A 24,491-nucleotide genomic window follows, 5' to 3' on the forward strand; every position below is an offset into this window, starting at 1 on the left:
GCCGGGGGCTCGTGCGTCCCGGTCAGCGGCGCCAGCGGTCCAGCGCGGCGGCCAGCTCCTGCGCCGAGGCGTCCCAGGTGTGCGCCCGCACCTGCGCGAGGGCGAGCTCCGGGTCGTGGGGGAGGGTCCCCTCCAGAGCGCTGTCGAGGAGCCCGGCCAGCACCTGCTCGGCGCCGGGGACGCCCGGGTCGAAGTACGTGCACGCCGGGCCGCCCGCCTCGGGGATGGCGGTGCGGTCGGACGCGAGCACCGGGCAGCCGTGCGCGAGCGCCTCCAGCACCGGGATGCCCCACCCCTCGCCGAGGCTGGGGAAGACCAGCGCGGAGGCCGTGCGGTACAGCTCCTCCAGGTGCTCGGGTGAGACGGAGCCGAGGTGCTCGACGCCCTCGGTCTCCTCCAGCGCGCGCAGCACCTCCGGCGACTCGCCGTCAGGGCTGCCCACGACCAGGAGGCGACCTCCGCTCGACCCGCGGGCGGCGAAGGCCCGCAGCAGCAGCGCGGTGTTCTTGCGCGGCTCCAGCCGGCCCACCGACAGGACGAACGGGGTCTGCTCGTCGCGGGCGCGCGTCACCTCGTCCGGGGGCAGCGAGGCGCCGTTGTGCACGACGCACACCTCCTCGGCCGGGATCCCGTACGCCGAGGCGATGGCCCTCCGCGAGTACTCCGAGACCGTCAGCACCTGCGCGGCCCGCCGCGCCGAGAGGCGCACGAGCAGTCGGTTGCGCCAGCGCGTGCGCGGGGGGAAGAACTCCGGGAAGTCCTCGAAGAGCACGTCGTGGACCACCACCACCTGGCGGCGCGCCGGCACCGGGGGGCAGAAGTACTGGGTCAGCAGCGCGTCGAGGCGGTCGCGCCGCACCGCCCAGGGCCAGAACGCGAGCAGGCGGACGACGGCGGGCACGTGGGGCAGCGCACGCAGCTCGACGTTCGGCGCGGGGTAGGTGCCCCGGAGCTCCTCGACGTCGCTGGTGTAGACGACGAAGTCCACGTCGGGGCGCAGGTGCGGCACCCGCAGCAGCAGCTCGTGCAGCCACGTCCGCGTGCCCTGCCTCTTGCCGGTCAGGATGTGGCCGTCGACCCCGATCCGGGTGCGGCGCACCCCGGAGGCCGGGCTCACGCCGGCGCGTCGAGGGCGGCGGCGTCCCGGTACCACTTGACCATCGAGGCCGCGGAGACCAGGGCGTTGCCGGCGAACAGCAGCCCGTAGACCCACGGGAAGCCCTCGGACCAGCCCCACAGGGCGACGACGACGCACAGGACACCGTAGTCGACCGGCATCGACGCCACGGAGCGCAGCCGGGAGTGCTGGCGGGCCTCGCCCGCGGCGACGACCGCCTGGCCGTCGCGCGTGCCGGCCAGGCGGCGCAGGTGGTCGTTGAGGATGATCGTGAAGAACCAGGTGCTCGCCACCACCGCGAAGCCGAGGGGCACCAGCAGGAACCACGCGCCCGGCGACGCCGCAGAGTCCAGCTGCCGGTACAGGCCGACGGCCACCGCCAGGTGCAGCGACGGCGTCTTGGCCGCGTCGACCACGTGGTCGAGCCACTCCCCGGACTTCGACCCGCCACCGCGCAGGCGGGCGAGCTGCCCGTCAGCGGCGTCGAGGGCGTACCCCAGCACCAGCAGCGCCGCGGCCAGCAGGCCCGTCCACCACTGCACCGGGGCCACGGCGAGGGTGAGGATCCCCAGGCCCGTGCAGACGCCCGAGGCCGCCGTGACCTGGTTGGGCGTGCGGCCCGCCACGTGCGCGAGCGCGGCCAGGCGGCGGCCCAGCGGCCGGTTGACGTAGCGGCTGTAGGCCGGAGCCCCCTTGGCGCTCTTCTGGCGGCTCGCCAGCTCGGCCACGGACGCCGCGTAGGTGGGCCGCGCGGAGGTCGCGCCGGTCGGGTCCGGCCGCTGTGACGGCGGTGCGCTCGTGGGGCTCATGCCTGCTCCTCGGGGAAGGGGCGGCGCCGGGCGCCGCGGGGGCGGTCGGCCGCGGGACCCGGGGTGCCGCACGGAGCGTCCCCGGCCGCCTCGCCGTCCAGCGCACAACGCTAGCGGCGGATGAATCCCCAGGTCAGGGGCCGATCGGGTGAGATCGGCACCCTCGGTGCCCGAGCGCCCCCTCCGGACCGGCTCAAGACGCCGCCCGGCTCTGCCGAAGGGGTGACGACGTCCCCGCTGACCGGCCCCCCACCCGGGCCGCGCTGCGCGGGCGAGAGGAGGACCACCATGACGCTGCGGGACCTCGTCGGCGCGCTGCGCCGCCAGTGGGTCGTGGTGCTCACCGCCGTGGTGCTCGCCACGGCCGCCGCCGGCTGGTCCGCCGCGACCGCGGCGCCCACCTACCGGGCCAGCGCCTCCGCCTTCGTCACCGCGACCGGGCAGTCCGCCGGCACCGCTCTCCAGGGCTCCCAGTTCGCGCTGCAGCAGGTCGGCTCCTACGCCACCCTCGCCACCAGCGCCACCGTGCTCCAGGCCGCCGCGAACGACCGGGCCCTCGGCGAGTCCGTGGCCGACCTGCGGCGCCGCGTCACCGCCTCCAACGCCGACGGCACCGTCCTCGTCACCCTCACCGCCACCGGGCCGACCGCCTCCGACGCCGCCGCGCTGGCCGACCAGGTCGCGGTGAGCTTCGCCGCCGCGGTCGAGGACCTCGGGCAGCAGGGCGGTGCGGGGTCCGCCCCCGTCGCGGTGACCGTCGTCGACCGCGCCGCCGGCACCGCCACCCGCTCGGGCAGCCGCCCGGCCCTGGTCCTCCTGGCCGGCGCGCTCGCGGGGCTCCTGCTCGGCGGTGGGGCCGCCGTGGTCCGCCACCTCCTGGGGCGCCGCCTCGCGACGGCCGAGGAGGTGACCGCGCTGCTCGGCGCCCGCCCCCTCGGTGTGGTCGCGGCCCACCGGCGCGCCGCGGCCGACGTCCCCGCGGGCCTCGCCGAGCCGACCTGGACCGAGGGCTACCGCACCACCCGTGACGCGCTCGGCCTCGTCAGCCCCGACGGGCCGCCGCAGGTGCTCCTCGTGACGTCCGCTGCGCAGGGGGAGGGCAAGTCGACCACGTCCTGCCACCTGGCCCTGGCGATGGCCGCGGCCGGCTCGCGGGTGCTGCTGGTGGACGCGGACCTGCGCCGCCCGGTCGTCGCCAGCCGCCTCGGGCTCGAGGCGTCGGTGGGCCTGGTGGACGTCCTGGCCGGCCGACTGGAGCTCCAGGACGCCGTGCAGCCGTCCCTGCACCCCGGCCTGTCCGTGCTCGCCGCCGGCCGCACGCCGCCGGACCCCGGCGCCCTGCTCGGCTCCCGCCAGATGCGCGTCCTGCTGGACGCGGCCCGGCAGCAGCACGACGTCGTCGTCGTCGACGCGCCCCCGGTGCTGCCCGTCACGGACGCGGGCGTGCTGGTCGGGGCCACCGACGGCGCGCTGCTGGTGGTCCGCGCCGGTCGCACCGCCCGCGCCGAGGTGCTCGAGGCGCAGGAGCGCCTGGAACAGGGGTCGGGGCGGGTGCTGGGCACCGTGCTGGTCGCCGCCCACCCCCGGGACGTCCCGCACGGCCAGCTCGCCGGAGCGGGCCGGGACCAGGGCGTCCAGCGGGGCTGGCCGCCGGCGCCGCGGCGCGCGCCGCGTGCGGCGACCGGTGCGGCGCCCCAGCGGGCGGACACCGCCCCCGCCGAGATCAGCCCTGGGCGGTGAGCAGGCCGCGCAGCAGGGTGCTCGACGTCGAGTGCGTGTAGGGCAGGTAGACCACGCGCGCGCCGACCAGGGCCATGCTCGCCTCGAGCTGGTCGCCCTTGGGCGTGCCGCGCCAGTCGTCGCCCTTGAACAGCGCGTCGAAGTGCAGCCGCTCCCACATCGGCAGCTTGTCGCTGCCGCAGTCGTCCGCGACCACCCTGTCCACGATGCCGACGCTGGACAGGATCTCCATGCGCTCGGTGAGGGGCACCACGGGCCGCTTGCCCTTGGTCAGCTCCACCACCTCGTCGGTCACCGCGCCGACCACCAGCACGTCGCAGTCCTCGCGAGCGCGCCGCAGGATGTTGAGGTGCCCGATGTGGAACATGTCGTACACGCCGGGCACGTATCCCATGACGCTCACGTGTGGCCTCCGCAGGGGGGTGGGGTCGTCGTCCCTGACGACTCTGGGCAGACCGGCGGGCCCTGTCAGGACCCGCGGGTGCGCTCCACCCACCCGGAGCGCACGCGATCACCCGCACGGCCCAGCGCGTGCTGCCTATCCTCACGGAGTGCACACGGCCGCTGAGCTGCTCACCCTCGTGACCGTCGTCCACGAGGGCGCGCTGCCGCTCCTGGAGCTGCAGGCCCGGTCGCTGGCCCGGCACCTCGACCCGGACGCCGTGCTCGACGTCGTCGTCGTGGACAACGGCACCCCCCGACTCGGCGCGCGCGCCGCGGAGGAGCTCCGGGCCCTGTACGGCCCGGTCGCCCCCCGCGTGCGGGTGCTGCGCGCCCGCGACGTCGCCCGAGTCCCGCTCACCACCGGGTGGCGCAGCCAGCAGGTGCTCAAGCTCGAGGTCGCCCGGCAGGTGCGCACCTCCCAGTACGTGGTGCTGGACGCCAAGAACGTCTTCGTGGCCCCCGTCGACCCCGCCTTCTTCCGCGCGCCCGACGGCCGCCCCCGCTCGATGCGCACCGTCTACGCGCAGCACCGCCTGCGGCCCGACCTCGAGCGCACCCTGCGCTACCTCGGCGTCGACCCCGCCACCGCCACCTCCGCCGCCGGGTTCACCGCCACCACCACCCCCTTCGTCCTCGACACCGCCACCGCGACCGCTCTCCTCGACGACGTCGAGCGGCGCTCCGGGCGACCCTTCGCCCGCGAGTTCGTCGCCCGCGGAGTGCTGGAGTTCTTCCTCTACACGGGGTGGGTGCTGTCCACCGGGCGCTCCTTGGACGAGGCCTTCGACGTCTCCATGCCCACCTGCCCCGTGCTGTGGCCGAAGGCCGCCGACGCCGCCGGAGCGCGCGAGGCCGTCGAGCGCTCCCGCACCAGCGGCACCCCCCTCTTCACCGTCCACCAGGGAGCGCTCGAGCGCCTCGACGCACCGGCGCGCGCCGTGGTGGCCGCCTACTGGGCCGAGCGCGGCGTCTTCCCCGACCAGGCCGCGGCCTCCGCCGCCCTCGACCACGTGCAGGCCCGCATCGCCCGCGCCTCCCGCCCGCGGCGCCTCGCCGAGGTGCCGCTGCGCGGCCTCGCCCGAGCACGCCGCCTCGCCGACCGCGGCCACCCGCTGCCGGGACGCCCGGCGGCCTGACGGCTGCCGGGCCGCTACCGTCGGCCGCGTGGCGCTCCACCTCCTCGTCGTCTGCACCGGCAACGTCTGCCGGTCCCCCCTCGCCGAGGTCGTCCTCCGCTCCGGCCTGCAGCACAGCGGAGACAGCGGCGTCCAGGTCACCAGCGCCGGCACCGGCGCCCTCGTCGGCGCCCCCATGCCCGACGAGGCCGTGGAGCTGGCGGTCAAGGCCGGTGGCAGCGCCCGCCTCGCCGCCCAGCACCGCGCCCGAGCCCTCACCCCCGGCGACCTCGCCTCCGCCGACCTCGTCCTCACCGCCACCCGGCAGCACCGCGCCGACGTCGTGGCCCAGCGCCCCGCGCTCCTGCGCCGCACCTTCACCCTCCGCGAGGTCGGACGCCTCGCCCCCATGGTCTCCGGCTGGGTCGAGGGGCACCTGCCCGAGCAGCGCCTCGCCTCCCTGGTCGGCCAGCTCCCCACCGCCCGCGGCCGCTGGCCCGTCACCGGCGGCGAGGACGACCTCGTCGACCCCTACCGCCAGGGCGCCGCCGTCTGGCGCCGCTGCGAGCAGGAGGCCCTGCCCGCGCTCGCGGCGCTGCTCGACGTGGTGGCGCCCCGCTCCTAGCGCTCCGCCCGGGCTGTCGGTGGTCACCCCCATGATCGCCGTGTGGACGACGACGCACGCGACCGCAGGTCAGGGGCCGGTGGGCGGCCGTACGCGGCAGAGCTGCGGGTCCGTGCGGCCGAGCTGCGCCGCGACGGCGTCGGGAGCCGGCAGGTCGCGGAGCAGCTGGGTGTCAGCCGCGCCACGGTGTGCCGGTGGTTCCGCGAGGATGGCGTGCTGCCGCTCGACCTCGAGCGGCACGAGCGGGCGAAGGTCTGGGCCGCGGAGCAGGCCGCACGTCGGGCGCTGGACCCTGCGCGCTCCTACCCCGGCCACCGCCGGCACGACCCCGAGCTGAGGGAGGCCGCCGCCGAGATGCGGCGCCAAGGCCTGCCTCGCGCGGAGATCGCCCGAGAGCTCGGTGTGGGCTTCTCCACCGTGGCCCGATGGTTCCGCGAGGACGAGGTCTCCTCCGGGACCGACCTCCGGACCACCTTGCAGAAGCGCCGCGACTCCTACGGGCGCACCGTGGAGGAGCGCCGGGCCGTCGAGGACCGCGAGATGACTCGCTGGGCGGCCGAGGTGGGAGACCTCTCGGAGCGCGACCTGCGCATCATCGCTGCCGTCCTCTACTGGGCCGAGGGGTCGAAGTCGAAGCCGTGGCGTCGCAGCCACCGCGTCATCTTCGTCAACAGCGACCCCGACATGGTGCGGCTCTTCCTGCGGTGCCTGGCCGTCCTGGGGATCGAGCGCAGCCGCATCACGTGCCGGCTGTCCATCCACGAGTCAGCGGACGTGGAAGCCGCGACGCACGGGTGGCGGCGCGACGTGGGGGACGACCTCGTCTTCGCCCGTCCCACCCTGAAACGGCACAACCCCGTCACCGTGAGGCTCAACACGGGCGAGGACTACCGCGGGTGCCTCGTCATCACCGTCGCCGAGAGTGCGAGCCTGTACCGACGGCTTGCGGGTACGTGGAATGGTGTGGTTGCCTCAGCGGAGGCAAGGTTCAGTTGACGAATCTTCCCCTGTGGTGTAACGGTCAGCACGGATTACTTTGACTAATTCGGACGAGGTTCGATTCCTCGCGGGGGAGCCGACGATCGGGGTTCGACACCGTCTGGGCTCGTGCTCTGGCCGCGGTCGGGGCCTGGCGCTGCCACGTCGTCGTCCCAGGTAGTGTCCGGGGACGTACCCCACCCCCTCGCCAGGGAGCGCGTGCGCGTGAGCTCGACCCGCCCGGCCGTCGTCGTCGTCCTCGCCGCAGGGGAGGGCACCCGGATGCGGTCCGCGACCCCCAAGGTGCTCCACGCGATCGGGGGTCGCACCCTGCTGGGGCACGCGCTGGCGGCGGCCCGCGGTGCGCAGCCCGAGCGCCTCGTCGTGGTCGTGCGGCACGAGCGCGAGCGCGTCGCGGCGCACGCGCTCGAGGTGGACGCCGACGTCCTCGTCGCCGACCAGGACGACGTGCCCGGCACCGGCCGCGCGGTCCAGTGCGGGCTCGACGCGCTGGTGCGCGAGCGCGGCGAGGGCGCGGAGCCGCTGGCGGGAACCGTGGTGGTGACCTTCGGCGACGTACCGCTGCTGCGCGCGCAGACCCTCGTCGACCTGGTCGCGGCGCACGAGGGCGAGCGGAACGGCGTGACGGTGCTGTCCGCCGTCCTGGCAGACCCGACCGGCTACGGGCGCATCCTGCGCGACGACGACGGCGCCGTGGCCTCGATCGTCGAGCAGAAGGACGCCACGGACGCGCAGCGCGCGGTCACCGAGGTGAACACGGGCATCTGGGCGTTCGACGCCGCCGTGCTGACCGCCGCCCTGCCGCAGGTCGGCCGCACCAACGCGCAGGGCGAGGTCTACCTCACCGACGTGCTCGCGCTGGCCCGCGCGCAGGGCCACCGCGTGGCCGCCCGCCCGGTGGCCGACACCGCCGAGGTGGAGGGCGTCAACGACCGCGTGCAGCTGGCCGCGCTGGGCGCCGCGCTGAACCGGCGGACGCTCGAGGCGCACATGCGCGCCGGCACCACCGTGGTCGACCCGTCGACCACGTGGGTGGACGTCCACGTCGACCTCGGGCGCGACGTGGTCCTGCTGCCCGGCACCCAGCTGCTCGGCGCCACCAGCGTGGCCGCCGGCGCCGTCGTCGGGCCGGACACCACCCTCACCGACTGCGAGGTGGGGGAGGGGGCCGTGGTGCAGCGCACGCACGGCACGCTCGCCGTGGTCGGTGGCGGCGCCACCGTGGGGCCGTTCTCGTTCCTGCGGCCGGGCACCCGCCTCGGCGCGGACGGCAAGATCGGCGCCTTCGTGGAGACCAAGAACGCCGTCATCGGCGCGCACAGCAAGGTGCCGCACCTGTCCTACGTCGGCGACGCCGAGATCGGGGAGCGCGCCAACATCGGCGCCGCCACGATCTTCGCGAACTACGACGGCCAGACCAAGAGCCGCACGGTGGTGGGCGACGCCGCCTTCGTGGGCAGCGACAGCGTGCTGGTGGCCCCCGTGACGATCGGTGCGGGCGCCTACACGGCGGCGGGCTCGGTCATCACCGAGGACGTGCCGGCCGGGGCGATCGGCGTCGGCCGCGGCCGGCAGAAGAACATCGACGGCTGGACGGAGCGCAAGCGCCCCGGCAGCGCGTCGGCCCGCGCGGCGGCAGCCGCGCGAACCGCACCCGCGGACGCGCCCGCGGGTGCGCGGGACGAGCAGGAGGAGAAGGCATGACCGGCATCACCACCACGGGGGAGAAGCGCCTCGTTCTCATCAGCGGGCGGGCCCACCCCCAGCTGGCCGAGGAGGTCTCCGCCGAGATGGGTGCGGCCCTCGTGCCGACCTCGGCCTACGACTTCGCCAACGGCGAGACGTACGTGCGCTTCGAGGAGAGCGTGCGCGGCTGCGACGCGTTCGTGCTGCAGAGCCACTGCGCCCCCATCAACCAGTGGATCATGGAGCAGCTCATCATGGTCGACGCGCTCAAGCGCGCGTCGGCCAAGCGCATCACCGTGGTCGCCCCGTTCTACGGCTACGCCCGGCAGGACAAGAAGCACCGCGGCCGCGAGCCGATCTCCGCCCGCCTCATGGCCGACCTGTTCAAGACCGCCGGCGCCAACCGCCTCATGTCGGTGGACCTCCACACGGCGCAGATCCAGGGCTTCTTCGACGGCCCGGTCGACCACCTGTGGGCGCTGCCGCTCCTCGCCGACTACGTGCGCGGCCGTGTGGCGGACACGGGCAGCATCACCGTGGTGTCCCCGGACGCCGGGCGGGTGCGCCTGGCCGACGTGTGGTCGGACCGCCTCGGCGCCCCGCTGGCGATCATCCACAAGCGGCGCGACCCCAACCGCCCCAACCAGGTGCAGGTGCACGAGCTGGTCGGTGACGTCGCGGGGCGCACCTGCGTGCTCGTCGACGACATGATCGACACCGGCGGCACCATCGTCCAGGCCGCGCAGGCGCTCAAGGACAACGGCGCCAAGGAGATCATCGTCGCGGCGACCCACCCGATCCTCTCGGGCCCCGCGGCCGCGCGCCTCAAGGACAGCCCGATCTCCGAGGTCGTGGTCACCAACACGCTGCCCATCCCCCCGGCGCACCAGTTCCCCAGCCTCAAGGTGCTCTCCATCGCCCCGCTCATCGCCCGGGCGATCCGCGAGGTCTTCGACGACGGCTCGGTCACCAGCCTCTTCGACGGCAACAGCTGACCCTCGCCCGGTCGGCCCCTCGACGCGGTCGCCGCGCAGCCCGCGCGGTTACCGTGTCGTCGTGCCTGACGCGGTGAGCAGAGACCTCGTGCGCCGGGCCCTCATGGGCCTGGCGGTCGTCGGCGTGCTGTCCGTGCTCGCCCTCGCGGTGGTGGTCGGCGACCACCGCTTCCAGGGGCCGGTGGTGCTGCCGCTGACCTGGAGCCACGGGCTCCACCTCGGTGACGGGCTGGTCGGGCTGGCCTGGTTGCTCTGCGTCGGGATGGTCGCCCGGCTCGTCGTCGCACCCGCCGCGAGCCGGTAGGCTGTCGGCGCTCCTCGGCGAGGGAGGCGCCCGCGAACCGGGTGCGCTCCGTGATCGACGCGGCGGCCGGTCCTCCGGCCCGCACCTCGGTCCGCCCCGAGGCAGCGGAGACCGTCGAGGAACCAGGAGACCCCCCATGGCCAAGAGCACCGGCACGCAGCTCGCTGCCGCCGCCCGCACCGAGTTCGGCAAGGGCGCTGCCCGCCGCATCCGCCGGGCCCACCAGATCCCCGCGGTCGTCTACGGCCACGGCCAGGAGCCGCTCCACGTGACCCTCCCGGGCCACGAGACGATGCTGCTCATCAAGAACCCCAACGCCCTCGTCGACCTGCAGCTCGACGGCGGCGCGACGCAGCTCGCCGTGGTCAAGGCGATCCAGGTCGACCCGGTGCGCCGCGCGATCGAGCACGTCGACCTCGTCGTCGTGCGCCGCGGCGAGCGCATCGAGGTGCAGGTCCCGGTGCGCACCACCGGTGAGGCCGCCCCGCAGACCGTCGTCTCCGTCGAGTCCGGCACCCTGGCCGTCACCGCCGAGGCGACCCACCTGCCCGAGGTCATCGAGGTGGACGTCGAGGGCCTCCAGGCCGGCACGCTCATCACCGCCGGTGACGTGAAGCTCCCGCAGGGCGTGGAGCTGGCCGTCGACGCCGAGGCCGGCGTGGTCAACGTCTCCGCCGCCCCGACCGCCGAGGAGCTGGACGCCGAGCTCGCCGAGGCCGAGGCCGAGGCCGGCATCGAGAAGGACGCCCCTGAGGACGAGGCCGCCGAGGGCGCTGAGGCGTCCGAAGGTGGCGAGGAGTCCTCGAAGGAGTGAGCAGCTCCTCGAGCGCCGCGCCCGGCGGCGGGGGCACCACCCCCGCCGCCGGGCGCGAGCTCGTCGACGGGCCCTGGCTCGTCGTCGGGCTCGGCAACCCCGGGCCCGAGCACGCCGCCGACCGGCACACGGTGGGCGCGATGGTCCTCGACGAGCTCGCCTCCCGCCTGCGCACCGGCTTCAAGGCCTCCAAGCAGCGCGCGGCCGTCGCCGAGGTGCGCCTCGGCCCGCCCGGCCCCACCAGCCAGCGGGTGGTGCTGGCCAAGCCGACGTCGTGGATGAACGAGTCCGGCGGTCCGACCGCGGGGCTGGCGCGCTTCTACGGGGTCGACCCGCTGCGCGTGGTCGCCGTCCACGACGAGCTCGACATCGACGCCGGCGCCGTGCGCCTCAAGCGCGGCGGGGGCGAGGGCGGCCACAACGGCCTCCGCGACATCAGCAAGGCCCTCGGGACCAAGGACTACGTCCGGGTCCGCGTGGGCATCGGCCGACCTCCCGGCCGGATGGACCCCGCCGACTTCGTGCTGCGGGGCTTCTCCGCCACCGAGCGCAAGGAGCTCCCCTTCCTGCTGTCCGACGCCGCCGACGCGGTGGAGGCCGTCATCACCGACGGCCTGGAAGCGGCTCAGCAGCGCTTCCACGGACCGCGATGAGCGCCCCCGAGGCCGGTGGCCCCGCCGCCGCTGCCGCGGAGCCCGGGCCGTCCGTGCTGGTGGTCTGCACCGGCAACATCTGCCGCTCACCCGTCGCGGAGCGGGTGCTGCAGGCGGCCCTGGACGCCGTCACCCCGCCGGGCGCCCCCCGCGTGCGGGTGGCCAGCGCCGGGACCGGCGCCGTCGTCGGCCACCCGATGGAGCCGGAGGCGGTCGACGTCGTGCGGCGAGCCGGGTGCCGCGCCGAGGGGCACGTGGCCCGGCACATCACGGCGGATCAGGTCCGCGAGGCCTCTCTCGTGCTGACCGCCACGCGCGAGCACCGCAGCGCCGTCGTCCGCCTCGTGCCGGCGGCCGTCCGGCGCACCTTCACCCTGCGCGAGGCCGGTCGGATCGCCGCCGCGCGCGCACAGGACGTCCGGGGTGCAGACCCCGCGGCGCGGCTCGCGTCGCTGGCGGACGTGCTCGTGCGGTCCCGAGGCGCTCTGGCGTCGCGCGAGGCCGACCAGGACGACGTGGTCGACCCGTTCCGCACCGACGCCGCCACGTGGGAGCTGGCAGAGGCCCAGCTGCTGCCGGCGCTGCACGCCGTCGCCGGGGCGCTCACCCCCGCGGCCGAGCCCGGGGCACCGACCGGCTGACCGTGCGACCGGGCGCACGGACGGCGCCAGCACGTGCAGGAGGGCCCGGGACGGTGCGTCCCGGGCCCTCCTGCACGTGCTCTGCTGACCGGGGGGTCAGGCCTTGCGGTCACCCGCGGCGCCGGGCTGCTGCGCCGGCCGGGGACCGCGCCTGCCACCGGGCTGCGTCTCCTCCCCGACGGGCTGGTAGCGGTAGTAGTACGTCTGGTAGGCGTCGGCGCCCTTGGTGGGCAGCATGGTGACCACGGCGCCCAGCACGCTCGCGCCCACGGCCGACAGGGCCTGCAGGGAGCGGGCCAGCTGCGGGCGGGAGCTGCGGCCGGAGCCGACCACGAGCACGGCTCCGCCCACGGACTCCGCGAGGACCGCGGAGTCCGTCACGGCGAGGAGCGGCGCGCCGTCGAAGATGACCACGTCGAAGCGGTGCTCGAGGTCCTGCAGGAGCTTGGCCATCGGCTCGGACGCGAGCAGCTCGCTGGGGTTCGGCGGCACTCCGCCCGCGGCCAGCACCGACAGCGCGCCGTCCTCGCCCCACGTCTGCAGCACGTCGTCGAGGGACGCTTCGCCCACGAGCACGGTGGTCAGGCCCACGGCCCCCTCCAGGCCGAGGTAGGTGGCCACCATCGGCCGGCGCAGGTCGGCGTCCACGAGGACCACGCGGGTCCCCGCGCCGGCCATGGTCAGCGCCAGGTTGATGGCGGTGGTGCTCTTGCCCTCGCTCTCGATGGAGGAGGTGACCACCAGGGAGCGGGCGCCGTTGGCGGCGGTGGCGAAGGCGAGGTTGGTGCGCAGCTGGCGGAAGCTCTCCGCACGCACGCTGCGCGGGTCCGTCACCACCACCAGCGGGGTCTCTCGCGCCTTGTCGTCGTAGGGCATCCCCGCCAGGACCGGGACGCCGAAGTGGGCGACGTCGTGCTCGCCGCGGACCGTCGTGTCGAGCGTCTCGCGCAGCACGGCGAGCCCCACTCCCACCGCCAGGCCCACGAGCAGGCCCAGCGCGAGGTTGAGCGGCGTGTTGGGGGACGACGGCGCGGCGGGCACCACGGCGGGCTGGGTGGTGGTGAGCTGCACCGGCGTGCTCGTGCCGGTCCCGTTGCCCTCCAGCTGCGCCACGGCCGTGATGAGCGAGGTCCCGACGGCGTTCGCGATGGTCGCGGCCTGCTGCGGAGAGGGGTCGGTGACGGTGATGTTGATGAGCACCGTGTCGAGGGGCGCCTCGGCGGTGATGTGCTGCGCGAGCTGGCCGGGGGTGGTGTCCAGCCCCAGCTCGGAGATCACCGGCTCCAGGACCATCGGCTGGCTGGCGACGTCCGCGTAGGACTGCACCCGCTGCTGCACGAAGGTGTTGCCCTGCTGCAGGTCGGAGTTCGACGACGCCCCGGAGGCCCTGACGAACAGCTTGGTCTGGGCCTGGTACTCCGGCGTCGCCGCGAGCGTGGCCGCCGCAGCGCCGGCGAGGGCCAGCGCTGTGAGGACCACGATCGACAGCCACCTCTTGCGCAGCACGCGCAGGTAGTCGGTGAGCTCCACGCTCTCCCCCCTCGTCCGTGGCGACGATCGTGGCACAGGGTCCGGGCACCGGACACGGCCTCGACCTGCCTCGGCCCTCCTGAGGGGTCCCGGGAGCCCCGGGAGCCCCGCCCGAGGGCGGCGCGCCCCCGAGCGGGGGACGGTCGGGTGACGCTCGCAGGAGGGCTCCGCCCGCCTCCGGGCGGCCTGGGCGCGCCCCCGCGGTGCGCCCCGTGCGCCTCCTGTGCCGGACGCGACCCGTGGGGCGCCGTCAAGGGTCGCCGCGTCGTCGCAGGTGCTGCGGCGTGTCGCGCTCCGGTACGGTGCGCCACACCGCCACTCGATCGGAGGCGGCCAGCACATCGCCGAGGAGACCGACCGTGACGATCACCACCAAGACGACCAAGGGGTCTGAGGACGTCAAGGTGACGTTCTCCCTGTCCGCGGAGGACTACTCCGAGCCCGTCTCCGTCGTGGGCAACTTCAACGACTGGAGCCCCTTCGCCCACGTCATGAAGAAGCGCTCCAACGGGAGCCGCTCGGCCACCGTCACCGTGCCCAAGGGCTCGAGCGTCCACTTCCGCTACCTGGGCACGGACGGCCACTGGTTCGACGACGAGGACGCCGTCGTGGACGACCAGGGCAGCACCTACCAGGTCTGAGACGGGGCCGGTGCGGGCCGTCGGGCCCGCACCCGGGGCCAGCGCATGACCCGACCGGGCGTCGCCCGGTCGGGTCCATCGCTGTCAGTGACGGTCGGCGGCCCCTCCTACAGTGGCCGGGACGCCACCGCTGGCCCCTGAGGAGGACTTCCCGATGACCGCAGCCCAGAGCGCCGAAGGCTCGAGCCAGGGCGTGCAGCCCGCCGACATCCCGGTGGTGATCCTGTGCGGAGGCATGGGCACGCGCCTGCGCGAGGCCAGCGAGCAGCTGCCGAAGGGCCTCGTCGACGTCGGCGGCCGCCCGATCCTGTGGCACATCATGAAGCTGTACTCCGCGCACGGGTTCCGGAAGTTCGTGCTGTGCCTGGGCTACAAGGGCGACATGATCAAGTCCTACTTCCTGGACAGCCGCGTGCGCTCCTCGGACCTCACGCTGCACACCAACGGCGCCAAGCCGCTGGAGTTCCACACGGACACCTCCGACGAGGACTGGGAGATCACCTTCGTCGAGACGGGGCTGACCACGGCCACCGGCGCCCGGATCGCCCGCGCCGCCAAGTACCTTGACGCCCCCCGCTTCGCGCTCACCTACGGTGACGGGATCGGCTCCGTCGACGTCTCCGCCGCGCTCGAGCAGCACGTCGCCTCCGGCCGGACCGGCACCCTGACGGGGGTCCACCCCAGCGGCCGCTACGGCGAGATGCAGGTCGAGGGCGACGCGGTGAAGGAGTTCAACGAGAAGCCCACCACGCAGACCGACTACGTCAACGGCGGCTTCTTCTTCTTCGAGCGCCCCTTCGTGGAGGGCTACCTCGACGCCGACCGCACCGAGGAGATGCTCGAGCACGCCCCGCTGGGGCGCCTGGCCCGGGACGGGCAGCTGGGCGTCTACAAGCACGAGGGCTACTGGCTGGGCATGGACACCTTCCGCGACTGGAAGGAACTCAACGGGCTCTGGGACGCGGGCAGGGCCGAGTGGAAGATCTGGCGGGACTGAGCACGGTGCCCACCGCACCCACGGGCCCCTCGGCGCCAGCGCCGGGGGGCCTGCCCCTGCTGCGGGCCCAGCGCGAGGCCGCCGCGTCCGCGCTGCCGCCCGAGGTGCTCGACTACTACGACGCCGGCGCCGGTGACGAGGTCACGCGCCGCGAGGGCGCCCTGGCGTGGGCCTCCTACCGGCTGCGCCCGCGCGTCCTGCGCGACGTCGGCGCGGTGAGCACCGCCACCACGCTGCTGGGCCAGCAGCTGGCCCACCCGGTGGGCATCGCCCCGATGGCGTTCCACGCCCTGGCGACCGAGGCCGGCGAGCTGGCCACCGCCGCTGCGGCCGGGCGGAACGGCGGCCTGCTCGGGCTGTCGACGCGCTCCTCGCGCTCGCTGGAGGAGGTGGCCGCCGCGGCCGCCGAGCACGGCGCCCCCTGGTGGTTCCAGGTGTACGTCATGAAGGACCGCTCGCTCACCGAGGCGCTCGTGCGGCGTGCGGTGGCCGCGGGCGCTGGCGCCCTGGTGCTCACCGGTGACACGCCCTACGTGGGCCGCAAGCGCCGCGTGACCGGCACCCGCCTGTCGGTCCCCGACGACCACTTCCTCGTCAACCTGGCTCCGCACTTCGGCGAGCGCGTGGCCGCCGGGGCAGCGGCGCTGTCGGTGGCCGAGCAGCGCGCCGCCGCCGAGCAGGACCCGACCATCGACCTGAGCACGATTCGATGGCTCGCGGAGGTCTCCGGGCTGCCCGTCCTCGTCAAGGGCGTGCTGCGCGGAGACGACGCGGTGGCCTGCCTGCAGGCGGGCGCGGCGGGCGTGGTGGTGTCCAACCACGGCGGGCGCCAGCTGGACCGGTCGGTGCCGAGCGCGCTGGCCCTGCCCGAGGTGGCCTCCGCCGTGCGCGAGCACGTGCGCCAGGCCGGACCGCTGCCGTCGGGCCACGCCCCGGTGGTGCTGGTGGACGGCGGCGTCCGCACCGGCACCGACGTGCTGACCGCGCTGGCGCTGGGCGCCGACGGCGTGCTCGTGGGCCGGCCGGTGCTGTGGGCGCTGGCCGCGGGGGGCGCCGAGGCGGCGCAGGCGTGCGTGGCGGAGGTCGTCTCCGACCTGGCGCACGTCATGGCCCTGGCGGGTGCGGCGAGCATCGCCGAGGTGACCCCGGACCTGGTGCACCAGGTCGTCCCGACGGTCTGACCGGCCGGCCCGGGGCCCGGCTTGACCATCTCTTGACCATCTTTTGACCAAGCCTTGACCAGGTCATTCACCGCTCTTGGTGGAGTTCCGCCCGATCGGGTGGTGTGCTGGCGGGCACGGGTGCGCTGCGCGGTCTCGCACTGCGCCCAGCGCTACGTTGGCCCGTGATCGACCGAGCAGGGGGGTGCTCGCTCGCCCACGGGCGCCAGGACGTCTGACACGGATGAGGAGGCACGCTGTGCGCGGCCACGGACACGCGATCCCGCGAGCACGACGGGGCGGGGTCTCCGCTCACACCGAGCACGTCGACGTCGTCGTCGTGGGGGGCGGTTCCGCGGGCAGCGTGGTGGCCGGCCGGCTGGTCGAGCGCGGCGCCGGGTCGGTGCTGGTGCTCGAGGCCGGAGCTCCCGTCCACCCGTGGGACGTCGAGGTGCGCATGCCGCTGGGCATGTACCGCGCCGTCGGCGACCCCCGCTACGACTGGAAGTACACCAGCGAGGAGGAGCCCTGGCTCTTCCGCCGCAAGATCGTGCTGCCGCGCGGCAAGGTGCTGGGCGGCTCCAGCGCCATCAACGGCATGCTCTACCAGCGGGGTCACGCCGCCGACTACGACGGCTGGGCAGCCTTCACCGGTGAGCAGGGCTGGGACTACGCCCACCTGCTGCCCTACTTCCAGCGCGTCGAGGCGGCGCTGACGCCCGCGGCCGGCCCGAGCCGCGGCCGCGCCGGAGCGCACGTGCTCACGCCGGATCCCGCCGACAGCCCGCTGCACCAGGCGTTCTTCGAGGCCGCCCGCCAGGCGGGCCACCCGGTGGCCACCGACCCCAACGACGTGCAGGACGGCGTCGGCCGCTTCGAGAAGGCCGCCCACCGCGGTCGGCGCGTCACTGCCGCGGACGCCTACCTGACCCCCCACCTGCACGGACGCACCGGCCGCGGGGCGCTGCGCGTGCAGACCCGAGCGCTGGTCACCCGCGTCGTCGTCGAGGGTGGCCGCGCCGTCGGGGTGCGCTACCGCGTGCTCGACGCCTCGGGAGCCGCCGGCCCGGAGCAGGAGGTGCGCGCCGGTGAGGTGGTGCTCGCCGCGGGCGCCTTCGAGACCCCGAAGCTCCTGCAGCTGTCCGGCATCGGCGACCGGGACGAGCTCGCCGCGGCAGGTGTCGACGCCGTCCACCACCTCCCGGGCGTGGGCCGCGACCTGCAGGACCACCTGGGCGCCTTCGTCCAGCACCGCTGCAGCCAGCCCGTGAGCATGGCCAGCATCAAGCACAAGCCGAACCTCCTGGCGGCTGCGGCGCAGTGGGTGGCGCTGGGCACCGGGCCCGGGGCCAGCACCCACATCGAGGCCGGCGGCTTCCTGCGGACGAGCCCCGAGCAGGTGGTGCCCGAGGCGACGGTGTTCTTCTCCAGCCTGGTCTGGCCGGTGGCCGGCATGCCCGTGGTCGACGGCCACGGCTACCAGCTGTACGCCTACCCCGGCCGCGTCACCTCCCGCGGCCGGGTCTCGCTGCGCTCGACCGACCCCTCGGCCGCGCCGGTCATCGTCAACAACTACCTGTCCACCGAGAGCGACCGGGAGGCGTGGGTGCGCGTGCTGCGCACCGTGCGCGACGTGCTGTCGCAGCCGGCCTTCGCACCGTACGACGGTGGCGAGGTGGTCCCCGGCACGCACGTGGTGACCGACGAGGAGCTGCTGGCCTTCGTGCAGCGCACCGCCCGCACCGGTCTGCACCCCACCTCGACGGCCCGGATGGGCGTCGACGACGGCGCGGTGCTCGACCCCACCACGCTGCAGGTGCACGGGATCGAGGGCCTGCGGGTGGTGGACGCCTCCGCGATCCCGGTGATGCCCAACGGCAACAGCTACGCGCCGGTCATGGTGCTGGCCGAGAAGGCCGCGGACCTCATCTCCGGCGCGACGCCCCCGGCGCCCGGTGACGTCCCGGCGGCGGCGCGCGCCCTGCCGGGCTCGCTGCCGGTCCTGCCGGAGGCCGCCCCGGTGCGTCCCGAGGTCAGCGGCGGACCGGCTGCGGGTCTCGCTCCCGCCTGACCGGCCCCACCAGGGGCGCCAGCTCGCGCGCCGCAGCGGCCACCCACCGCTGCGGCGCGAACTCCTCGGCGCGCCGTCGGCGCTGCTCGGCTGTGGCGCGCAGCCGCGACGGGTCCTCGGCGTGCGCGGCGAGGGCGCGGGCGAGCGCCTCGACGTCCTCCACCGGGACCAGCGCCCCCAGCTCGCCGTCGCGCAGCAGCTCCCTGGGGCCCGACGGGCAGTCGGTGGCCACCACGGGCGTGCCGTGGGCCATGGCCTCCAGCAGCACGAAGCTGCCCATCCCCTCGTACCGCGAGGACAGGACGAACAGCTCCGCGCCCGCGAGGGCCGCCTGCAGGTCCGTGCTGAAGCCCGGCAGGCGCACCGACCCGCCCAGCCCCAGCTGGTCGACGAGGGCCTCGAGGTGCTCCCGCTCGGCACCCTCGCCGAGCAGCAGCAGCCGCTGCGGGCGCACCGCGGGTGAGCTCTCCCGGGCCTGCGCCCAGGCCCTCAGGAGCACGTCGAAGCCCTTGGACGACGACAGCCGCCCCGCGGCCACCACGAGCGGGCCGTCGTCGAGGGCCGAGGCCACGGCGTCGCCGGGAGGGCTCAGGGCGGCCCGGCGGACCGCCTCGACGTCGACGCCCACCGGGACCACGGCGGTGCGGGACTCGGGCAGCCCCGCGGCCACCACCGAGGGCACCAGCCCCGCCGAGACGCACAGCGCCAGGTCGCTGCGGCTGTGCACCCACCGCGTGAGGCGGTGCAGGCGCCGCGGCACCCACTCGTGCAGCGCCTGGGACAGCTGGCTCTGCACCACCACGGCGAACGGGCGGCCCGCCAGGCGGGCCGCCAGCCACGCGGACAGGAAGCCGTAGCCGATCTCGCTGCCCGACACCACGACGTCGCAGCGGCGCGCCTCGCGGACCAGCCGCACGAGCCCCGGCAGCAGCGTCCAGCGCAGCTGGCGGGGCCGCGAGGACCCGTGCACCACGTCCACGGACGGGGCGGGCACGAGCACCGGGTGACCGGGCGGGGTGCGCTGGAGCACGAACAGCCGGGCGGGCAGACCCTCGCCGGGGAGGCGGCGCACCAGCTCGTGGGTGACGCGCACGCCGCCGCTCTCCTCCAGGTGCGCCTCCACGAGGAGCACCGCCGTCCGACGGCTCATCGGCCCAGCGCCGGGACCCACGCCCGCGCCGCCCCCGCGTACGCGGCGCGCAGCGCCTGCTCGTCCGCGGCGCGCAGGTCCAGGCCCGAGACCGCCCAGCGGCCCTGCGGCGGGACCGGCGCCGGGGAGTAGGGGAAGTGCTCGTCGTCGGTCTCGAGCAGGCGGAACCACGTGCGGACCTCCTCCACGTCGAACCCGAACGAGTCGCTGCCCCACAGCACCCGGCCCGCGTGGCGGCGCAGCAGCCGCGCCGCGGCGCGCGGCTGGCGGCCCAGCTCGGCCAGCCGCCCGGACAGGTCCACGGCGAGGTTCGGGTGGGCGTCGAGCAGGGCTGAGGCGGCCGCGAGGTCCTCCGCGGAGCTGGCCAGGTGGGCGGCGATGAAGCGCGTGCCCGAGTGCGCCCCCACCAGGGCGTCCAGGGCCCGCAGGAGGCGGGCGTGGCTCGGCGCCCCCGTGCCGTGCAGGGCCCAGTCCGGGTGGGCCAGCAGCTCCTCCAACCGCTCGTTGTGCCGGTCGACGGGGTCGAAGAAGGCCACCGGGTCCGCCACGTGCACCAGGACGGGCAGGCCCAGCTGCCCGGCGCGCTCCCACAGCGGCGCGAGGCGCTCGTCGTCGGGGAGCACCCGGGCGCCGGAGCCGTCGCGCAGGGACAGGCCGAGGTCCTTCCAGACCTTCAGGCCCGCGGCCCCGGCGGCGGCCCCGGCCTCGAGCTGCGCGACCAGCCGGGCACCGGCCCGGGCCGGCTCGGCCAGGGCGGCGGCGAGGTCGACGTGGCAGAAGGTGGCGAACCGGCCTGGGTGGGCGCGGTCGTACCTGTCGAGGTTGGCCTCCAGCTCGGCGCCCCAGCGGCCGTCGAGGTTCACCACGGCCTCCACGCCGGTGGCGTCCATGGACGCGAGCAGCGCGCGCACGTCGGGCGCCATCCACCGCGCGCCGTCGTTGAGCCACAGCCCCAGGTGGTTGTGTGCGTCCACGGCCGGACAGGCGGCGCGCTCCACCCGCTGCTCGGGCACCCGCAGGGCGGAGCGGGGCGCGTAGCGGCCCAGGGGCACGGCCGCCAGGCGGGCTCTCGCGCGCAGCGCGGAGGCGGTGCGCAGCGCGCGGCGCCCGCCGCGGCGGGCGAGGGCGCCCCAGCCGGTCGGGTCGACGGAGGGGGGCGGCGCGGACGGGGCGGCGCTGCCACGCCCCTGCCCGGGCTGGTGCTCGGCGGGACGCATCGCCTCGAACCTACCTGCGGAGCCCCTGTGCGTCCGCCGGAGGGAAGCGGAGGCAGTGGTGAGCCCCACAGGACCTGCGCCCGGCCCGCGACCGGCGCGGGGCGGGAGGCGGCGGCTGTCGGCAGGTGTCAGCGCCGCGACCTACCCTGGGTGCTCGTGCCGCTGACTGGGATCGTCTCCGCCCTGCTGCCCGACCGCGGGTTCTCCCTCGCCGTCGCGAACGCCCGCTCCGGCGACGTCCCGCTGCTCGACGCCGCCGTCCCGGCCGGCGTCCGCCCCGCGCTGCTCGCGGCCCTCGCCGGGCCGCAGGAGAGCGGCGGTGCCGGGCGCACCGTGCTCGCCGTGACCGCCACCGGCCGCCAGTGCGAGGACCTGGCCGCCGCGCTGCGCTGCTTCCTGGAACCGACGTCGGTGGTGGAGTTCCCCAGCTGGGAGACGCTGCCGCACGAGCGCCTCTCGCCGCGCTCGGACACGGTGGGCCGCCGCCTCGCCGTCCTGCGCCGGCTCGCCCACCCGGGTTCGCTGGGCGGCGAGGACGGGCCGGTCCGCGTGGTCGTCGCCCCTGTCCGGGCGGTGCTGCAGCCGCTGGTGGCGGGCCTGGGGGACCTGCGCCCGGTGCAGCTGCGCGCGGGCGACGTGGTGGACCTGGAGCAGGTGGTGGCCGACCTCGCCGCCGCGGCGTACACCCGCACCGAGATGGTGGAGCGCCGCGGTGACGTCGCCGTGCGCGGCGGCATCCTCGACGTCTTCCCGCCGACGTCGGACCACCCCCTGCGGGTCGAGCTCTTCGGCGACGAGGTGGAGGAGGTCCGCGCCTTCTCCGTGGCCGACCAGCGCTCCCTGGAGGTGGTGCCCGAGGGCCTGTGGGCGCCGCCGTGCCGCGAGCTGCTGCTCACCGACGAGGTCCGCCGCCGCGCGGCGGCGCTCAAGGAGCAGCTCCCGGGCGCGGCGGAGATGCTCGACAAGATCGCCGGCGGCGTCGCGGTGGAGGGCATGGAGTCGCTGGCCCCCGCCCTCGTCGACGGCATGCAGCCCCTCCTGGACGTGCTGCCCGCCGGCACGCACGTCGTCGTCCTCGACCCCGAGCGGGTCCGCAGCCGCGCCCACGACCTCGTGGCCACCTCCGAGGAGTTCCTCGCCGCGGCCTGGGCCAACGCGGCCTCCGGCGGGCAGGTGCCCGTCGACCTGGGGCTGGACCGGGCCAGCTACACCACCTTCGCGGCCACCCGCGCTCACGCGCTGACCACCGGCCGCCCCTGGTGGTCGCTGAGCTCGTTCACCGCCGACGAGGAGACCGCCACCTTCGACGGCGGGGACAGCGCCGTCGTGGTCACCGTCGGGGCCCGTGAGGTGGAGGGCTACGCCGGCGACGTGCCGCGGGCCCTGGCCGACCTGCGCGGCCTCGTCAGCGACGGGTGGCGCCTGGTGGCCACCGCTGCCGGCCACGGCTCGGCGGACCGCCTCGCCGAGGTGCTGCGCGACGCCGACGTGCCCGCCGCCCGCGCGGACGAGGTCGACGAGGTGCCCGATCCCAGCGTGGTGCGGGTGACCACGGCGAGCCTGGGCCACGGGTTCGTGGCTCCCGGCCTCAAGCTCGCGGTGCTCACCGAGGCCGACGTGCTGGGCACGTCGGGGCCGATGTCGGCGAAGGACGCCAAGCGGATGCCCTCGCGGCAGCGGCGCAACGCCGTCGACCCGCTGCAGCTCAAGACCGGCGACTTCGTGGTGCACGAGCAGCACGGGGTGGGCCGCTACGTGGAGATGGTGCAGCGCACGCTGCAGGGCGCCACCCGCGAGTACCTCGTCATCGAGTACGCCCCCTCCAAGCGGGGTCAGCCGGGCGACCGCCTGTTCGTGCCCACCGACACCCTCGACCAGGTCACCCGGTACGTGGGTGGCGAGGCCCCAGCGCTGAACAAGATGGGCGGCGCCGACTGGGCCAAGACCAAGGGGCGGGCGCGCAAGGCGGTCAAGGAGATCGCCGGTGACCTCATCAAGCTCTACAGCGCCCGGATGGCCACCAAGGGGCACTCCTTCGCCGGCGACACGCCCTGGCAGCGCGAGCTGGAGGACGCCTTCCCCTTCGTGGAGACGCCCGACCAGCTGGTGACCATCGACGAGGTCAAGGCCGACATGGAGCGCGTCGTGCCCATGGACCGCCTGATCTGCGGTGACGTCGGCTACGGCAAGACCGAGATCGCCGTGCGCGCGGCCTTCAAGGCCGTGCAGGACGGCAAGCAGGTGATGGTGCTCGTGCCCACCACGCTGCTCGTGCAGCAGCACCTGGAGACCTTCTCCGAGCGCTTCGCCCCGTTCCCCGTCACCGTCCGGGCCCTGAGCCGCTTCGTGTCGCCCAAGGAGTCCGAGGCGGTCAAGGCCGGCCTGGCGGACGGCACCGTCGACGTGGTCATCGGCACCCACCGCCTCCTCGGCGGGGAGTACCGCGCCAAGGACCTCGGCCTGGTCATCATCGACGAGGAGCAGCGCTTCGGCGTGGAGCACAAGGAGCTCCTCAAGACGCTGCGCACCAACGTGGACGTGCTCGCGATGAGCGCCACCCCCATCCCGCGCACGCTGGAGATGGCCGTCACCGGCATCCGCGAGATGTCGACGCTGGCCACCCCGCCGGAGGAGCGCCACCCGGTGCTCACCTACGTGGGGCCCTACGAGGAGAAGCAGGTGGCCGCCGCGATCCGGCGCGAGCTGCTGCGCGAGGGCCAGGTCTTCTACGTGCACAACAAGGTCGAGTCGATCGACAGGGCGGCGGCGCGCCTGGCCGAGCTCGTCCCCGAGGCCCGCATCGCCACGGCGCACGGGAAGATGCCCGAGCACCGCCTCGAGGAGGTCATCGTCGACTTCTGGGAGAAGCGCTCCGACGTGCTCGTGTGCACCACGATCGTCGAGACCGGCCTGGACATCTCCAACGCCAACACGCTCATCCTCGAGCGGGCCGACCTGCTGGGCCTGAGCCAGCTCCACCAGCTGCGAGGCCGCGTGGGCCGCGGCCGCGAGCGCGCCTACGCGTACTTCATGTACCCGGGGGAGAAGCCGCTCACGGAGACCGCGCACGACAGGCTGGCCACCATCGCGTCCCACACCGACCTCGGTGCCGGCATGCAGGTGGCCATGAAGGACCTCGAGATCCGCGGGGCGGGCAACCTGCTGGGCGGGGAGCAGTCCGGGCACATCGCGGGAGTCGGCTTCGACCTGTACGTGCGGCTCGTCGGCGAGGCCGTGGCGGAGTACCGCGACGGTCCGAAGGAGGAAGGGCTGCCCGAGGCGAAGATCGAGCTCCCGGTCGACGGGCTGCTCCCGCACGACTACGTGCCGCACGAGCGGCTGCGCCTGGAGGCCTACCGCAAGCTCGCGGCGGCCACCTCCGACGACGACGTCGCCGCCGTGCGCGCCGAGCTGGTCGACAGGTACGGCGAGCCGACCGAGCAGGTGGAGAACCTGCTGGCCGTGGCGCGCTTCCGGGTGCGCGCCCGGGCCTCGGGGGTCAGCGAGGTGTCGCTGCAGGGCCGGAACATCAGGTTCGCGCCGGTGGAGCTGCGGGAGAGCCAGGAGCTGCGGGTGCGGCGGCTCTACCCGGGCACGCTGGTGAAGCCGGCCCTGCGCACGGTGCTGGTGCCGCAGCCGATGACGGCGCGCGTGGGCGGGCAGCCGCTGCGCGACCGGGCGGTGCTGGAGTGGGCCACGGCCCTGCTCGACGCGGTGCTCCCGGCGGAGCAGCCGGTGGGGGCCGGCGCCGCCAGCAGCTGACCGCGCGCGCACGGGCGGGCG

The 24,491-nt window shown here is 75.4% G+C and carries 21 protein-coding genes and 1 tRNA gene; 16 read left to right on the forward strand and 6 right to left on the reverse strand.

Annotated features, from left to right (window positions below):
• Window positions 1-22: 22 nt before the first annotated feature.
• Window positions 23-1,117 (reverse strand): glycosyltransferase family 4 protein, encoded by a 1,095-nt coding sequence (locus tag FMM08_RS09770; protein WP_187279667.1) that lies wholly within the window; start codon window positions 1,115-1,117, stop codon window positions 23-25.
• Window positions 1,114-1,926, reverse strand: a complete 813-nt coding sequence (locus FMM08_RS09775) for a CDP-alcohol phosphatidyltransferase family protein (protein WP_147926173.1) — start codon at window positions 1,924-1,926, stop codon at window positions 1,114-1,116. Before FMM08_RS09775 ends, FMM08_RS09770 begins: the two co-directional genes overlap by 4 nt.
• A gap of 288 nt (window positions 1,927-2,214) precedes the next feature.
• Here FMM08_RS09775 and FMM08_RS09780 point away from each other — a divergent pair, with 288 nt between their 5' ends.
• Window positions 2,215-3,666, forward strand: a complete 1,452-nt coding sequence (locus FMM08_RS09780) for a tyrosine-protein kinase domain-containing protein (protein ID WP_187279668.1) — start codon at window positions 2,215-2,217, stop codon at window positions 3,664-3,666.
• Here the strand turns inward: FMM08_RS09780 and FMM08_RS09785 are convergent.
• Window positions 3,650-4,069 (reverse strand): FAD synthase family protein, encoded by a 420-nt coding sequence (locus FMM08_RS09785; protein WP_147926175.1) that lies wholly within the window; start codon window positions 4,067-4,069, stop codon window positions 3,650-3,652. The genes FMM08_RS09780 and FMM08_RS09785 overlap by 17 nt on opposite strands.
• A gap of 148 nt (window positions 4,070-4,217) precedes the next feature.
• Here FMM08_RS09785 and FMM08_RS09790 point away from each other — a divergent pair, with 148 nt between their 5' ends.
• The 10 genes from FMM08_RS09790 to FMM08_RS09835 all read left to right on the forward strand — a co-directional run bounded on the left by FMM08_RS09790 (window position 4,218) and on the right by FMM08_RS09835 (window position 11,942).
• A complete protein-coding gene (locus tag FMM08_RS09790; RefSeq protein ID WP_147926176.1) occupies window positions 4,218-5,246 on the forward strand; it encodes a DUF6492 family protein in 1,029 nt (342 codons plus the stop codon).
• 28 nt (window positions 5,247-5,274) lie between these two features.
• On the forward strand, window positions 5,275-5,850 hold the full coding sequence (locus FMM08_RS09795) for an arsenate reductase/protein-tyrosine-phosphatase family protein (protein WP_147926177.1): 576 nt from the start codon (window positions 5,275-5,277) through the stop codon (window positions 5,848-5,850).
• A gap of 42 nt (window positions 5,851-5,892) precedes the next feature.
• Window positions 5,893-6,846, forward strand: a complete 954-nt coding sequence (locus tag FMM08_RS09800; RefSeq protein WP_147926178.1) for a helix-turn-helix domain-containing protein — start codon at window positions 5,893-5,895, stop codon at window positions 6,844-6,846.
• Window positions 6,847-6,853: 7 nt separating this feature from the next.
• Window positions 6,854-6,925 (forward strand) — tRNA-Gln (locus FMM08_RS09805).
• 128 nt (window positions 6,926-7,053) lie between these two features.
• A complete protein-coding gene (gene glmU / locus FMM08_RS09810; RefSeq protein WP_147926179.1) occupies window positions 7,054-8,553 on the forward strand; it encodes a bifunctional UDP-N-acetylglucosamine diphosphorylase/glucosamine-1-phosphate N-acetyltransferase GlmU in 1,500 nt (499 codons plus the stop codon).
• A complete protein-coding gene (locus tag FMM08_RS09815; protein WP_147926180.1) occupies window positions 8,550-9,530 on the forward strand; it encodes a ribose-phosphate diphosphokinase in 981 nt (326 codons plus the stop codon). Before glmU ends, FMM08_RS09815 begins: the two co-directional genes overlap by 4 nt.
• Before the next feature lie 61 nt (window positions 9,531-9,591).
• Window positions 9,592-9,834 (forward strand): hypothetical protein, encoded by a 243-nt coding sequence (locus FMM08_RS09820; protein ID WP_147926181.1) that lies wholly within the window; start codon window positions 9,592-9,594, stop codon window positions 9,832-9,834.
• A 136-nt stretch (window positions 9,835-9,970) separates the two neighbouring features.
• Window positions 9,971-10,648, forward strand: a complete 678-nt coding sequence (locus FMM08_RS09825) for a 50S ribosomal protein L25/general stress protein Ctc (protein ID WP_147926182.1) — start codon at window positions 9,971-9,973, stop codon at window positions 10,646-10,648.
• Window positions 10,645-11,301, forward strand: coding sequence for an aminoacyl-tRNA hydrolase (gene pth, locus FMM08_RS09830; protein ID WP_147926183.1), 657 nt, complete (start codon window positions 10,645-10,647; stop codon window positions 11,299-11,301). The genes FMM08_RS09825 and pth overlap by 4 nt, the downstream gene beginning before the upstream one ends.
• Window positions 11,298-11,942 (forward strand): arsenate reductase/protein-tyrosine-phosphatase family protein, encoded by a 645-nt coding sequence (locus FMM08_RS09835; RefSeq protein ID WP_147926184.1) that lies wholly within the window; start codon window positions 11,298-11,300, stop codon window positions 11,940-11,942. The genes pth and FMM08_RS09835 overlap by 4 nt, the downstream gene beginning before the upstream one ends.
• A 96-nt stretch (window positions 11,943-12,038) precedes the next feature.
• On the opposite strand, the gene FMM08_RS09840 is transcribed toward FMM08_RS09835, so the two are convergent.
• The gene (locus tag FMM08_RS09840) at window positions 12,039-13,472 is read right to left on the reverse strand and encodes a tyrosine-protein kinase domain-containing protein (protein ID WP_187279669.1); all 1,434 of its coding nucleotides are present in this window, start codon (window positions 13,470-13,472) and stop codon (window positions 12,039-12,041) included.
• A gap of 359 nt (window positions 13,473-13,831) precedes the next feature.
• Here FMM08_RS09840 and FMM08_RS09845 point away from each other — a divergent pair, with 359 nt between their 5' ends.
• The 4 genes from FMM08_RS09845 (at window position 13,832) to FMM08_RS09860 (ending at window position 18,341) form a co-directional block, all read left to right on the forward strand.
• Complete coding sequence (locus FMM08_RS09845) at window positions 13,832-14,113, forward strand: isoamylase early set domain-containing protein (protein ID WP_222710615.1); 282 nt, start codon at window positions 13,832-13,834, stop codon at window positions 14,111-14,113.
• Window positions 14,114-14,267: 154 nt separating this feature from the next.
• Complete coding sequence (locus tag FMM08_RS09850; protein WP_147926186.1) at window positions 14,268-15,110, forward strand: sugar phosphate nucleotidyltransferase; 843 nt, start codon at window positions 14,268-14,270, stop codon at window positions 15,108-15,110.
• Between the two features lie 5 nt (window positions 15,111-15,115).
• Window positions 15,116-16,291 carry an alpha-hydroxy acid oxidase gene (locus tag FMM08_RS09855; protein ID WP_222710616.1) on the forward strand — a complete coding sequence of 392 codons (1,176 nt, stop codon included), beginning with the start codon at window positions 15,116-15,118 and terminating at the stop codon, window positions 16,289-16,291.
• 238 nt (window positions 16,292-16,529) lie between these two features.
• Complete coding sequence (locus FMM08_RS09860) at window positions 16,530-18,341, forward strand: GMC family oxidoreductase N-terminal domain-containing protein (protein ID WP_222710617.1); 1,812 nt, start codon at window positions 16,530-16,532, stop codon at window positions 18,339-18,341.
• Here the strand turns inward: FMM08_RS09860 and FMM08_RS09865 are convergent.
• A complete protein-coding gene (locus FMM08_RS09865) occupies window positions 18,304-19,491 on the reverse strand; it encodes a glycosyltransferase (protein ID WP_147926188.1) in 1,188 nt (395 codons plus the stop codon). The two genes, FMM08_RS09860 and FMM08_RS09865, sit on opposite strands and share 38 nt — an antisense overlap.
• A complete protein-coding gene (locus FMM08_RS09870) occupies window positions 19,488-20,708 on the reverse strand; it encodes an amidohydrolase family protein (protein WP_147926189.1) in 1,221 nt (406 codons plus the stop codon). The genes FMM08_RS09865 and FMM08_RS09870 overlap by 4 nt, the downstream gene beginning before the upstream one ends.
• Window positions 20,709-20,864: 156 nt before the next feature.
• On the opposite strand from FMM08_RS09870, the gene mfd reads away from it, so the two are divergent.
• A complete protein-coding gene (gene mfd / locus FMM08_RS09875; RefSeq protein WP_147926190.1) occupies window positions 20,865-24,470 on the forward strand; it encodes a transcription-repair coupling factor in 3,606 nt (1,201 codons plus the stop codon).
• The last annotated feature ends 21 nt before the right edge of the window (window positions 24,471-24,491 follow it).

Source organism: Quadrisphaera setariae (assembly GCF_008041935.1).
Lineage (GTDB): Bacteria > Actinomycetota > Actinomycetes > Actinomycetales > Quadrisphaeraceae > Quadrisphaera > Quadrisphaera setariae.